This window comes from Enterococcus sp. AZ080, assembly GCF_051714945.1.
GTDB lineage: Bacteria > Bacillota > Bacilli > Lactobacillales > Enterococcaceae > Enterococcus_B > Enterococcus_B pernyi.
In genome coordinates this window covers 1,064,982-1,079,100 of sequence record NZ_JBIOSV010000001.1, presented here as the reverse complement: position 1 = coordinate 1,079,100, position 14,119 = coordinate 1,064,982, and the positions used below count along the sequence as shown (strand labels likewise).

Sequence of the window (14,119 nt, the reverse complement as noted above, 5' to 3'; positions counted from 1 at the left end):
TTTAAGTAGCTATTCGGCTTGTTTTAACTGTTTCGTTAAATTGATGATCTCAATCGTCAATTCCAATTCTAACTGTTTGTTCCCAGTACGTCGTGCTTCTTGCTGCATCTGTTTTTTTGTTATGATTTCTTCAGCTAAGCCCGATTTACTGATCACTCTCAGTAAGTCTTGGATCTCACGTGGCGTACTTTCTTCAGCCATTCGCATATATTCGATCTCGACCACTATCCGCCTTAAATTTTCATCTTGCAAGAAGTCTAAAAACTCCGCAAGTTTGAATTCTCCATTTTGAGATACAAACGCATCAAATAAAAAATAGATTTCTGCATAAGTATCATGAATAAATTGAACGCCTTGTTCCTTGAGTAGATTACGCACAGCAAGTTCTTTGAACGCTCGATACAATAGCATTTGTTCTGCTTTTTCAACCTGAGATAGTGGGCGTTTTTGTCTGATCGTTCCAGATTTTACGGACACCTGCTCTGTCGTTGGTTGAGCTTGTTCTTGCTTGGTTGGTTGATTCTTTCGGCGCAGATCACGTATTTGTTTTTGCATCGTTTCTCGACTCAGCTGAAATTCTGCTGATAACTGCGTTAGATACATGTCTTGTTCGATTGGCGAAACAACTTTACTCAATTCACTTAGTACCGCTTCAAGATATTCAATTTTATCTTTTTCATTTTCCAGATTTTTTTCTTGCTTCAAATAACGCGATTTAAAAGCAAAAATGGTTTCTCGTCCGTGTAAAACTAATTCTTGAAAAGCCTCTTCCCCATACTTTCTCAAGTACTCATCTGGATCGAGTTTTTCTGGGATCGCTACGACAGATAATTGCATTCGACTATTTTGACGCAGTAGTTCGATGCCTCGGTTCGTAGCTTCTACACCCGCACGGTCACCATCATAACAAAACACTAATTCTTTTGTCAGTTTTTCCATCTGCTGGATCTGTTGAGTCGTCAGACTTGTTCCCATGGAGGCTAAACCAGTCTTGACACCCGCTTGCCATGCAGCGATAACATCCATAAATCCTTCGAATAGTAAGATTTCACCCGACTTGCGGATCTCACTACGTGCTTTGTCTAAGTTGAATAAGACTTGTCTTTTGTTGAATAGATCCGTTTCAGGACTGTTCAAATATTTTGGTTGATCTTTTGCATCGTGTTCACTAGCCAAGTAACGACCAGAAAACCCGATCGTCCGACCTTGACCATTACGAAGAGGAAACATGATCCGTTGATAAAAACGATCCGACATCCGTCCATCATCATGTGTCACAAACAAGCCGGACTGCTTGAATACTTCCTCAGAATAGTCTTCATTTTGGAACACTTGTTGTAAAAATGAGCGTTCATTTGGCGCAAAACCGATCTTGAATTCTTCGATCAACTCGGTGGTCAGACCACGTTCGAGTAAATAATTTAACGCTGGCTCACCTACTTTTGTGTGCAACAACATGTGATGATAAACTTCTACTGCTTTTTCATGAGCCGCGATCAATTTACCAGTAGCTGAATCTCCGGTTTGAGTAGTCAGCGTTTGTTGTCGCCACTGATCTTCGAGTTGGATCTGTTCTAAATCAGCGACCTTGACCACTGCTTCTGGAAAAGACAGACCTTCCAATTCTTGAAGAAACGTAAAGACATTCCCACCTTTTCCACAACCAAAGCAATGGAAAATCTGCTTATCTTCCGCAACCGAAAATGAAGGAGTACGTTCTTCATGGAAAGGGCAGAGACCTAAATAATTCTTCCCAGATTTTTTCAACTGGACGTATTGCCCAATCACCTCAACGATATTCGTTTGATTACGAATCGTCTCAATGGTCTCTTGAGGGATCCTTTGAGCCATATTCTCACCCCCTGCATTAGTTGATATCTCATACTCATCGACAAGACATTTCAGGAGAATAACCGGTAAAAAATCGCACTAACGAAAATCAGTGCGATTTTAAAGGACACAATTATACATGTTTCATTGTACCATATTCCTATACTTTTTCAAGTGATAGATACTGGATTATATGACATTTTCTTCCACTTGAGTATGATGAGTTTTATTTGCATTTACTTTATTCAATAATTTGTTTTGTATGCCTAATTTCCAATATCCTAAACGTAATAACACATTCAAAACCATAAAGCCAACAAAATATGGCCAAGTATTTCCTAACCCAAGATTGACTTCTAATATATGATGGAAAAGCATCGCAGCAACATAAATACCGACCACTGTGGTGACTGCTAAGAAAATCCGTAATAGATTGAATGGCAAGCAGGCTTTGATCACTGCCAGACAGCTGATCCCAATCAATAAATAATACATCAATGTCGTTGTTTCACCAGATGTCCAACCTTGGTTGTGACCGATCAGGTAAATCGCCACAGTATTGAAAGCAACAAGCAATGCATTAGGTAATGCATTGACTAGCGCAGTAGGCAGATAGCGATAATCGACTTTTCGTTTATCATTCTCAAATGATAAGAAGAAAGATGGATACCCTTCGATAGCAAGATCGATCAACGTGATCTGGATCGGAATAAATGGGAATCCGATAGCCGTCACTGCACATAAAATCGATAAGATAAATGAATAGATTGTCTTAATAAAGAAAATACCTGAAACTTTCGTTACGTTATTCACGACTCGGCGTCCCTCAAACAATACCTCGGGCAATGTCGTAAAATCAGAATCTAACAAGACAAGATTAGCAATTTGTCGTGTCGCTCCGTCTCCTTCTGCCATCGCAATACTACAATCGGCTTCACGTAAAGCCAATACATCGTTTACGCCATCTCCAGTCATTGCAACTGTTCGTCCACTTGCTTTCAGTTCGTTGACTAAGAGTTTCTTTTGTTGCGGACTCACTCGCCCAAAAACTGTATATTGATGCGCCGCTTTTCTGACTTCTGCTTCTTCTGTCAAATCAGATAGATCAACATACGATTGATAGTTGGGCAAATCAGCACGTCGCGCAATATTTGACACCGTAAAAGGATTGTCTCCAGAAATCACTTTCAAGTCTACCCCTTCTTCGTGTAGATAAGCTAAGGTTTCTTGCGCGTTTTTACGGATAGGATCATCGATTTCAAACAAAGCAATCGGTTCAACCCCTTGAGGATCGCCTGAAGACAACGTTTGATTGGGAGCAAGACCTAACATCAATACACGAAACCCGTTGGCCTGGGCTTCCACTAAACTTTCCGGCAACTGATCGTCTGCCACTAACCGTTCCGGAGCCCCGACATAGACTACACCTAGTTCAGGAAATTCCATTGCGCCCCATTTGCGGTCAGATGAAAAGGCTAATTTTTCTCCGACATCGTAACGATTAGAAATCTCGAAATACTCTCTCAACGCACGCATTGTGACATTGTTATCGCTACTTTCAGCTAAATATGTCCCCATAATGGTTGGAATCATTTTTTCATAGGTTTTATTTAAGGGTTCGACTCGTTGGATGCTCATTTTTCCTTCGGTGATCGTCCCTGTTTTATCAAGACATAATGTATCTACATGTGCCAATGTTTCGATCGAATACATATCTTGGACTAAGATTCGTTTCTTCGCTAGTTTAGTTACACCAGTCGTCAATGCGATACTGATCAATAACACTAATCCTTTTGGTAACATTCCCAGTAAGGCCGCCGCAGAAGCAACGACTGATAGTTGGATCGACGCATTTCGAATGAACAAAGCTTCCAAGAATAAGATGATCCCTAAAGGAATGATCACAAAACTTGTAAACTTAGATACTTTGCGGATCGATTCCACAAGTTCCGAATGAATTTCCTTGTGTGTTTTTGCTTCGTTGGTCAAGCGGACAGCATAATTATCTGCCCCAACACGGATAACTGTAGCAAAGACAGAGCCACTAGTCAGGTAACTACCAGAAAGTAATTCTGCTCCTGACTCTTTGACGATCAAATCAGATTCACCGGTCAGTAAAGCTTCATTTGCCTCTGCCCGACCACTGATCACTTGCAAGTCTGAAGGAATCTGTTCACCCGCACCGATTTTTACAAGATCGCCTAAAACTAGTTCTTTCGTTGCAATCATCTGTTCTTTCCCATCACGAATGACGGTTACTTCCGCCTGTGAGACGATTGATAATCGGCGCACAAGATTACGCGCATGGATTTCCTGATAGATCCCCATGGTGATATTTACAAAAATAATTGCTAAGTAAGCCATGTTTGAATAGGCTCCAACTAGTAATAAGCATAGTCCTATTCCTAAGTTCAAAAAATTGAATAATGTTAAAATATTATCGCTGAAAATTTGTTTCGTACTTTTTGTAGCATCCTCTTGGTAATCATTCTGTTGACCAGAGGCACGTCTTTGGCTCACTTCATTTTCTGTAAGTCCCTTTAATTCTTTCATTTCCATATCACGCCAACTTTCAAAAATAATCACTTCAATTAGTCTAGCTGTTTCTACGATTAAAAACAACTCGTTTTTTTAATTTTAAAAAAAGATAGAAAAATCAAAAAACAGCGGATCTGTTTTCTATTTTTCTATCTCACCATATACTTCACCTAGAAAAATCACAGAAGAGAATCGTTTCTTCGAACCATCTATCAAGAACTTGGCTGATTGAATACAACGATCACGTGACTTTTCTTCTTGTGCTTCTTCTACTTATACTGCTCTTCTAAACGGCTCATCCACCAGCCTAGTGCAGCACCAGCAATGAATAACACTAGACATGCCAAGATACCTAAAATGCCAAGTCCACTATAATTTGTAGGAATGATCATGATCGTGGATGCAAAAACAATGCCTAGAATAAAATGGAATAATTTGCTATAAGCTTTTGAGAAAATAAAATCCATTACTTTGGAAAGACCTAGTACACACACGATTCCGCCGATTGCAATAGGAATGATCACTTCTAAACGCACTTCTTTAAATCCATCAGCCATCGCTTTATACAGTCCCATGTAAACTAAAAAATTCGATGGACTTAATCCAGGAACGATCATTCCGAGACCAATCAAACCGCCTGCCATCATCCAGGTATAGACATTTTGTTCTACTTGCCCATCAAATAAACGGGCACCATATAACAAGAAAAGATAACCTAAAATAAATGTCACAACCATAATAATGAGATCTGTATTGTTTCGGCCTTTTTTCCCTGACTCTTTCCATAAAGCGGGCACCGTTCCAGCAATACATCCCACAAAGAACCACAAAATCGTTGTTTCATAGGCCCCTAGTAAAAAACTGACTAAAAAAGACAGCAAGAATACGCCAGTGACACCACCTAAGCCGACTGGTAAAAAGAATAAGACGTTTTCTTTAAAGTTTCTAGTGATATGTGCTAAGAATGAAATCAGCCGCTCATACATTCCAAATACTGCTGCTAAAGCTCCTCCGCTCACTCCCGGCAAGATAAATCCTGAGCCGATAAACATTCCTTTGAAAAATCTTAATCCCCAATCTTTCGTTGTATTCTCTCTTTTCTCCATTACTTTTTGATTTTCTTCCACTCGTCCAAGCACTCCTTCTTTCCATTCATTGTATTCATTATTCGTCTTGCTTTGATTTGCAGTTGGTTCGATCCAACAGGCTTAAAAAATATTTTCATACCATTCAAGAAACTGTTGGTTCATCTTCACTACATCTGCATAAAACATATTACCACCATTATGGTATAAATACCCACCATTATACAATAATGACTGGATTCGCCAATAGCGATAGGTTTTTTTGTTGTCATTGCCTAAAAGCGGACTCAACACATCCCTAGAATACTCTTCGGCTAAACGGACCGTGTTCTTCCCGCCTCTTTCGTTGACGTAAGCAATATAGTCTTTGCCAAAATTGTACGCTTGGATCGCTGTCGCCAGATCGCAACCTAATGCTTTCGCCTCAGCTATCATCTCTGAGAGGTATTTGACTCCTTGGTCAATACTTCCTTCTTGTGTCGTGATCGCCTCCATCTGTCCATAGGCACTTTCCGAACTTTGCATCAAATCGACACCATTTCCTCTTGATTCAGTAAGTATGATTGCCTTCACTAGATTCTCATGTTCTTGCATTTGATACTTTTCTAATGCTGACGAAATCTCTGGCTGATAATTTTCTACACGCTTGATCGATTGATATGTTCTACCGAATAGAAAAAGAATCGTTGCCAGAATCGTGAAGACAAATAGACCTACGATCATACGGAAGATTGATTTTATTTTTTTCTTCATTCAAACCCACCTAGCTATTTGACATCTTTTTTTATCTTACTATTTCTTTTCATTCTTGGCTATTTTTTCTCTGTTTTTTCTTATTTAATTTAATAAAAAATGAATGTTTCATTTTCCCTTTCATCTTACGAAAATGATCGTTCGTTTTATAGAGTTTCGATTTCTAAAATAGATAAAGAGCGTTATAATTCAAAATAGTAGGTGATAAATGTGAAAAGAGAAAAGAAATTTGCAAAAATGGCAGATGGTACTGACATCTATTATGAAAAAAGTGGACATGGATTTCCCCTCTTGCTACTTCATGGAAATGACGGGAGCGGTGATTTCTTTTCAGAACAAGTGCCCGTTTTAGAACAATACTTTACGATCTATCTCATCGATAGTCGCGGGCATGGACAATCGACAAATCAAGCAGGAACATTGAATTTTCGTTTGATGGCAGATGATTTATTGACAGTCATGCTGCTGGAACAAATCTCACAAGCGAATATCTTGGGATTTAGTGATGGAGCCAATCTTGCCTTAGTTTTTTCAAGCAATTATCCAGATAGGGTCAATCGCTTGATTTTAAATTCGGGTAATACACGGTTGAATGGGGTTCTCTGGTCCTCACGACTACTCAGTGCTTTTCACTATTTCTTTGTTTGGTTGCGCGCACTGTTCCAGCCACATTTACGTCAGCATTTATTGGTCATCGATTTATTGCTTCATGATATTGGCCTCACGACAGAACATTTAGAAAAAATCAATTGCCCAACACTGATCATCGTCGGTAAAAAAGATGTCATCAAACTGAAACATTCGCTTTATTTAGCGAAAACGATCCCTAATGCTTCATTTGTTCTCGTCACAGGACAAGGACACCAATTAGCTCGCCAAAACCCAGAACGCTTCAATCAAGAAGTTTTAGACTTCTTGACAAAATAAATTTGAAAATAGTAGGTGATTTTTTGTTCAAGCCAATCATTCAGTGGTTCAAAAGCCACTTGAGACTTATCAAAACGATTTTTTTGATTTCTGTATTAGTGATTATTATTCGTGAATTGATGACAATCAGTACTTTGTTATCTGCGGACCAACTAGCTCAAACATTTTCCACGATCCCACTCTGGAAAATTGGTGTCATGTTTTTGATTGGGTTGATTTCTATTCTACCCATGATTGGATATGATTTGATTTTCAACAAGTTACTAAATCAAAAGCAAAAGCCATTATATTTATTTGAAACAAGTTGGATGATCAATACCATTAATAACATTGCTGGATTTGGTGGCTTTGTCAGTATCGGTTTACGATCCGAACTCTACGGTCAAAGAAAAGATAGCAAACAAGTCATGCAAGCTTTATCCAAAGTATTTTTATTTTTGATGGCGGGTTTATCTCTGTATAGTTTAGTCTCGTTTTTTTTGGTCTTCTTTACTCCTGTCGCTCCGTTTCTTAAACAGTATTGGATTTGGTTGATTGCCGGTGGTTTGTATTTCCCCATCGTTTTTATTTTTACCACGATCAAAAAAGAAGGCTATGTTGGTGGTCTTTCAATTAAATCCCAAGGGCAATTGTTACTCGTTTCCTTATTGGAATGGACGGGTGTCTTAGGAACCTTTCTTGCAGTCGGCTATTTGATGGAGATCCCCATCGATCTATGGCAAACAATCCCTCTATTTATCGCTGCTTCAGTTATCGGGATCATCTCAATGATCCCAGGAGAAATCGGTAGTTTTGATGTGATGATGATCTTTGGTTTATCAGCTCTAGGTATCCCTAAAGAAACCGTTGTGATCTGGATCTTGCTTTATCGGATCTTCTATTACTTTATTCCATTTTTCATTGGATTAGTTTTCTTCTTTAAAAATGTCGGTGTATCGATCGACCAACGATACTCTGGTATTCCAAAGCAATTAGCGACCCAGATTGCCCGGAAGATCCTGGTGATCTTAATGTATTTTTCTGGCATCATGTTGGTTCTTTCAGCAACGATCCCGCAAGCATTTACTGAGTTTCGTTGGTTGCATCATATCAATCCTATAAAGATGCATTTTATTATGCAATTTCCAAGCATATTGTTAGGCTTCTTGTTTGTTATTATGGGACGAGGCATCGCAGCCAGAGTCAAGCGTGTCTACTGGCCAACCATTTTTTTGATCCTTGTTTCATTAATTTATGTTGGGCTGAATGATCTAAGCACTACTGGCATTATTTTCTTACTATTGCTATTAGGTATCGTGATCGCTTCACGCAATGAATTGTTCAGAGATCAATTTATCTACTCGTGGGAATGGTTGACGATCGATGGGTTGATCATAGGTGCATTGACCGTTTTATATATCGTGATCGGTGTTTATAATATGCCCACTTTCCCACATCGTAATCATCGGTTTATTTCATTTTTTCTATTTCCATCAGAAAAAATTTGGTTGTCTGGTTTTCTAGCAATTTTAGCAGTAGCCTTTATCATGATTTTATTTGTCCACTATCTCCAAGGTAAAAAAGCACAAGTTGGACAAGAGTTAGATGAAGCGGTCGCCACCACGATTTTAGAAACTTACGGCGGTAATTCAGATAGTCAACTGATTTTTTTGAAAGATAAACGGATGTTTACCTATGAAAAAGACGGGGAAGCAACCGTCTTGTTACAATTTGCTAGTTATAACAATAAGTGTGTGGTGATGGGCGATCCCTCAGGCAAAAAAGAAGATTTTCCAGAAGCGATCGAAGCCTTTATCGCAGAAACAGATCACTTATGCTACTTGCCAGTCTTTTATGAAACGAGCGAAGAACTGGTTATGATCCTTCATGAATTTGGCTATGATTTTATCAAAATGGGCGAAGAAGGCCATGTTTCGTTAGCCGACTTCACGACTTCTGGGAAAAAAATGAAAGGCACACGTGCGATACTGAATCGCATCGAACGAGAAGGATTCACGTTTGAGGTACTTCAGCCCCCATATTCATCCCAACAAATGGCTGAGCTTAAAACCATTTCTGATCGTTGGCTAGGCAGTCGCAAAGAAAAAGGCTTCTCATTAGGTTTCTTCTCAGAAGACTATTTACAGCGAGCACCGATTGCAGTCGTCAAAAACGATCAAGATGAGTTGGTCGCTTTCGCTTCGATCATGCCGACTTATACGAATGATAAGATCGGAACGATTGATTTGATGCGCTATGATCCAGATACTGCCCCTTCCGGCAGCATGGACTATTTATTCATCCATCTTTTTGAATATATGAAGGAGGAAAATATCCGATGGTTCAATTTGGGTATGGCTCCTTTGTCTAATGTTGGGACTTCAAGAAAAAGTTTCATTCAAGAACGGATTGCTTATCTAGTCTATGAATTTGGCTCACATTTCTATTCTTTTCAAGGGTTGAGAGAATACAAAGATAAATATGCCACCAACTGGAAATCTCGCTATACACTTTATTCAAGAGATAGTTGGATCGCTTATGTAATGATCACGTTATTGATCATTGACAATGCGCCCGTTGATCAAAAAACAAAACCTTTGAATGGCTTAAAAAAATGGTTCCGTAAATAAAAAAACGCCTGATTTTGCTGTTTTAGTCAAAATCAGGCGTACTTTGTTTATTCATAAAACATTTTTTCCTTCTGTTATAAATCATCAATCGTATATTCAGAGTAACCTTCATAAAAATAACTCACATCGATCCCTTTCATATACAGTTCACGATCGGAAATCTTATCTGTCAACGCGTTAGAAATCAAATAGCTGATTTCTAAGTCATTGATCGGACTACGTTCCATTGCAGATAAATAATCCGACTTGTCAATTAGATTCCAGTCAACCACTTTCTGTATCTCCGATTTCAAAATGAGATCTAACCAAATTCTAGTACTCCTACCGTTCTCTTCACGAAAAGGATGAGCGATGTTCATCTCTACATTTTTTTGATGATTTCTTCAAAAGTAGACTGTGGCATTTGGTCAATATGTTTTAGAGAATACTCTAAATACATGACCGGCGCAAACCGAAAATTTCCCTTTGCACTATTTACTGAGCGAATTTCCCCAATAAAATCATCGATTTCAGAAAACAAATAGTCATGGATTTCGCTCAACCCTTTGAACGTTCAAATTTCTAATTCATCTATTCTTCCAGAATCTCATAAAATGTTGTTCGAAGATTCCCCCCACAAAAAAAAAGCGAGAAACCCAAAAATTCAAAGAAATTTTCGAGTTTGCTCGCTTTTTTATCGGTGATTAACACTTCTATTACAACCATTGGACAAGATATTCAAGTAAATACCTTGTCCACAGGTTTTATATTTTTTTTATATAAATACTTACGCTTCGATTTCTGTTACCATTCCTGAACCGACAGTTCGACCACCTTCACGAATAGAGAAAGTCGTTCCTTGTTCGATTGCCACTGGATGGATCAATTCTACGTCGATGGTTACGTTGTCACCAGGCATAACCATTTCTGTTCCTTCTGGCAACACGATCGTACCTGTTACGTCTGTTGTGCGGAAATAAAATTGTGGGCGGTAGTTATTGAAGAACGGTGTATGACGTCCGCCTTCTTCTTTCGTCAATACATAAACTTCCGCTTTGAATTTTGTATGTGGTGTGATTGAACCAGGTTTCGCAATTACTTGACCACGTTCAATATCTTCTCTTTGAATACCACGTAACAAGATTCCGACGTTATCTCCAGCTTCGCCATAATCTAACGTTTTACGGAACATCTCTACCCCTGTCACAACCGCTTTTTTCGTTTCAGGTTTGATTCCGATGATCTCGATTTCATCACCGACACGAACAGCTCCACGGTCGATCCGACCAGATGCTACCGTTCCGCGACCAGTGATTGAGAAAACATCTTCAACTGGTAAAAGCAATGGTTTATCGGTATCACGTTCTGGTGTTGGGATATAGTCATCCACTGTTTCCATCAATTCATTGATCGCAGCTTCTGCTTCTGGGTCACCTTGCAATGCTTTCAATGCAGAGCCTTTGATGACAGGTGTGTCATCACCTGGGAAACCATATTCATTCAATAATTCACGAACTTCCATTTCTACAAGATCGATCAATTCTTCATCATCGACCAAATCAACTTTATTCAAAAATACAATCAAATATTTTACACCAACTTGACGTGACAAAAGGATATGCTCGCGAGTTTGAGGCATTGGTCCGTCTGTCGCAGAAACAACTAAGATCGCACCATCCATTTGAGCGGCACCTGTGATCATGTTCTTCACATAATCCGCATGTCCTGGTGCATCGATATGTGCATAGTGACGTTTATCAGTTTCATATTCTACGTGTGCTGTGTTGATGGTGATCCCACGTTCACGTTCTTCTGGAGCTGCATCAATGCTTGCATAATCTTGAGGATTTGCTAAGCCTTTTTTCCCTAATACTGTCGTGATTGCAGCAGTCAATGTGGTCTTCCCATGGTCAACGTGCCCAATGGTTCCGATGTTTACGTGTGGTTTACTTCTATCAAAATGTTCTTTTGCCATAATTAACAAACCTCCTAAATAGTCTTATGCACTGAATGATTTCAGCTCATCGTCCATAACAGTTTTTTCAGTATAAACTCAAAAAAATCATCTACACTTACTTTTTGTAAGTTATGAACAAACCCTATTATACGTCAAAATTGGTCAAAGTCAATTAAAGTGTTTCGATACACTATTTCAATAAAAAGTGAGTGGGACATTAGTCTTCACGCATATTCTAAAAGGGAATATACAGCGGGGACAGAAGTAAACTCTTCGGAAATAAGACGGCAGCCACAAAAATTTGAAGAACAATTTACGTAGCTGTCGTCTTATTTCTCGAGCCTAAATACTTCTGTGCCGACCTCTGTCATAACGCTATTGTTATTATTGACAGCGTTCGTTTTCTATTAGTAATAGTCATACTCTCAACTTTGTAAAGTATCGGTTTCCATATCGAATTCTAATTGTTTTGCTGCATTCAACTGATCACTGTAGTAACTTGCAAGTTCTTCTGCAGAAGCTTGTGTCAAATTGTTAAATGAGAAAGTCGCATATCTCCCATGATTTTCTTTACATATCGAATTGATTCTAAGTCCAGTTTTCTCATCCATAAATAAATAAGCTTTCCCAGGTGTAAAAGTGGGAGTAACTAATTTTTTGGAACGAAGTCTAAATCCGTTATAACTCATTTGATACATCTCAAATGATTGGGATAGATAACTTAGTTGTTTCTTTGTTACAATGCTCAATGCTTCACTGTCGCTTTCAATTGTTCGATTTTTACCAATCAAAATCGCATAGAATAATCCATAGAGGTTATACACTGACCATAGAAGTGTCACAATATAGCCTGTTTCATATCCTTCTCCTCGATAAAGTCGGTACAATGCAACGATAGAGGCGAAAGCGATCCAACCAAATAGTAACATGTGAGGAAAAACTGTTCGCCAATCAAATGATTGACTGTCAACAAGTTCCTTTTTTGTCACTTTGAATTTTTTTTCCGAATGAAAGAACTCTTTGATCAATGCTCTAGTATGGATCGGCGCGACAAAACAATCATAGATATGCGAAGTAGTAAGATTCCTGATTTTAGGAACATACAACCGAAACGAAAGAGAAATCATGACAAACGGTGGTAAAAAGAACAATAATAACTGATTGTTGTTACTTCGAACAATAAATATATCACAGACCATAAAAAGAGTTGGTGCTAATAAAAAAATGATTTTTTGAAATGAAGTAAACCAGTACAAATAAGAATTATAGTAACACAATTTTTGCATACGAGATAACCCTTTAAATTTACGTGGTTTAAAATGGTCAAATATTTGCTTTGTACCTTGGGCCCAACGTGTCCGTTGAGAGGACAGCTCTCGAGCTGTATAAGGCGTGATTCCCAAAGCATAAGCTTTATTTATGAAAATCGTTTCATAACCAGCATTTTGCAATAACATCCCTGTTGCCATATCTTCAGTAATGCTTTTTGTTGGGACGCCACCTATCTCCTCTAAAGCACTGCGTCGAATGATAGCGTTGGTCCCGATATGGATCAACGCATTTTCACGTGAAAGAGCTGGTTCTAAAAAACGCATAAATAATTCCTGTTCATTGTAAAATGATTTTCTCAATAATTGGAAGGGATCTTTATTATAAAAAGTTTGAGGATATTGAATTAACGCAACCTTTGGATTTCTAAAATAATCGATAGCCTCGTAAATAATATTTTTCTTAACGATGAAATCAGCATCTAAAAGCAAAATCAAGTCGCTACTTGTTTGTGAAAGTGCATAGTTGATATTTCCTGCCTTTGCGTTCTCGTTACCTTCTCTTGTCAGATAACCAATATGGTATTTTTCTGCAAGTTCTTTCAATTCCTCACGATGACCATCATCACAAATATATATTTTCTTATTTGGATAACGTAACGCTTTGACAGCCAAAGCAGTCGCAATCACTAATTTATTATCCTCATTATACGTACATATAAACGCTGCTACACTTGGTTGAAATGGCTCCTCATCGTAATGAACTCTCATGGACTCTTTCGACAACTTATTAGAAAACAAGTAAATAAAAAAACCATACACAAATAAACCAATAAATTCTGCCACATATAAAATAAGACCGAAAGTTAATGATATCACGCCATCATTTGGGATCGTGTAGAAAAGACGCCAGATCAAGTATACAACCAAAAATGCTAAAGTTAATTTGGAAAAGAATGGTTTTATCTTATTGTTTCTTTTTGCTAACACATAAAGTCCAAAAATTATACCAAACAAACCAACTAAATAATACAGTTCCATTTTAATACCACCTTTCATAACATTATTATATAATTTGTGTTTTTTTAAGCAAAGCAACTAGCTCTCCTAAAATTCGATTATCGTAAGCTCAACTTTGAAAAATGTTCTCACAGAAAACTTAAGTATTTTATA

At 38.2% G+C, this 14,119-nt stretch carries 8 protein-coding genes and 1 pseudogene; 2 read left to right on the top strand and 7 right to left on the bottom strand.

Annotated elements, in window-relative coordinates; all coding sequences use genetic code 11:
* Window positions 1–9: 9 nt before the first annotated feature.
* The 4 genes from dnaG to IGK01_RS05065 all read right to left on the bottom strand — a co-directional run bounded on the left by dnaG (window position 10) and on the right by IGK01_RS05065 (window position 6,206).
* Entirely contained in the window at window positions 10–1,851 is a 1,842-nt protein-coding gene (gene dnaG, locus IGK01_RS05080; protein WP_062805410.1) for a DNA primase, read from the bottom strand.
* Between the two features lie 168 nt (window positions 1,852–2,019).
* Complete coding sequence (locus tag IGK01_RS05075) at window positions 2,020–4,389, bottom strand: cation-translocating P-type ATPase (RefSeq protein ID WP_194179700.1); 2,370 nt, start codon at window positions 4,387–4,389, stop codon at window positions 2,020–2,022.
* Window positions 4,390–4,637: 248 nt separating this feature from the next.
* Window positions 4,638–5,474, bottom strand: a complete 837-nt coding sequence (locus IGK01_RS05070; protein WP_041684401.1) for a DUF368 domain-containing protein — start codon at window positions 5,472–5,474, stop codon at window positions 4,638–4,640.
* A 102-nt stretch (window positions 5,475–5,576) separates the two neighbouring features.
* Complete coding sequence (locus IGK01_RS05065) at window positions 5,577–6,206, bottom strand: lysozyme family protein (protein WP_438840536.1); 630 nt, start codon at window positions 6,204–6,206, stop codon at window positions 5,577–5,579.
* 210 nt (window positions 6,207–6,416) lie between these two features.
* Between IGK01_RS05065 and IGK01_RS05060 the strand changes: the two genes are divergently transcribed.
* Together IGK01_RS05060 and mprF are read left to right on the top strand one after the other, a co-directional pair.
* The gene (locus IGK01_RS05060; RefSeq protein ID WP_010735792.1) at window positions 6,417–7,133 is read left to right on the top strand and encodes an alpha/beta fold hydrolase; all 717 of its coding nucleotides are present in this window, start codon (window positions 6,417–6,419) and stop codon (window positions 7,131–7,133) included.
* A gap of 23 nt (window positions 7,134–7,156) precedes the next feature.
* A complete protein-coding gene (mprF, locus tag IGK01_RS05055) occupies window positions 7,157–9,742 on the top strand; it encodes a bifunctional lysylphosphatidylglycerol flippase/synthetase MprF (protein ID WP_438840535.1) in 2,586 nt (861 codons plus the stop codon).
* Window positions 9,743–9,816: 74 nt separating this feature from the next.
* On the opposite strand, the pseudogene fic reads toward mprF, so the two are convergent.
* The 3 genes and pseudogenes from fic to IGK01_RS05040 form a co-directional block, all read right to left on the bottom strand.
* A pseudogene (gene fic / locus IGK01_RS05050) lies at window positions 9,817–10,328 on the bottom strand (protein adenylyltransferase Fic); the annotation flags it as partial.
* 180 nt (window positions 10,329–10,508) lie between these two features.
* Window positions 10,509–11,696 carry an elongation factor Tu gene (gene tuf / locus IGK01_RS05045; protein WP_023519460.1) on the bottom strand — a complete coding sequence of 396 codons (1,188 nt, stop codon included), beginning with the start codon at window positions 11,694–11,696 and terminating at the stop codon, window positions 10,509–10,511.
* A gap of 407 nt (window positions 11,697–12,103) precedes the next feature.
* Window positions 12,104–13,987 carry a glycosyltransferase gene (locus IGK01_RS05040; RefSeq protein WP_438840534.1) on the bottom strand — a complete coding sequence of 628 codons (1,884 nt, stop codon included), beginning with the start codon at window positions 13,985–13,987 and terminating at the stop codon, window positions 12,104–12,106.
* Between the last annotated feature and the right edge of the window lie 132 nt (window positions 13,988–14,119).

Coding starts and splice junctions, on each gene's coding strand:
- dnaG (WP_062805410.1), bottom strand. CDS start 1,851: ATGGCTCAAAGGATCCCTCAAGAGACCATTGAGACGATTCGTAATCAA.
- IGK01_RS05040 (WP_438840534.1), bottom strand. CDS start 13,987: ATGGAACTGTATTATTTAGTTGGTTTGTTTGGTATAATTTTTGGACTT.
- IGK01_RS05075 (WP_194179700.1), bottom strand. CDS start 4,389: ATGGAAATGAAAGAATTAAAGGGACTTACAGAAAATGAAGTGAGCCAA.
- IGK01_RS05070 (WP_041684401.1), bottom strand. CDS start 5,474: ATGGAGAAAAGAGAGAATACAACGAAAGATTGGGGATTAAGATTTTTC.
- IGK01_RS05065 (WP_438840536.1), bottom strand. CDS start 6,206: ATGAAGAAAAAAATAAAATCAATCTTCCGTATGATCGTAGGTCTATTT.
- tuf (WP_023519460.1), bottom strand. CDS start 11,696: ATGGCAAAAGAACATTTTGATAGAAGTAAACCACACGTAAACATCGGA.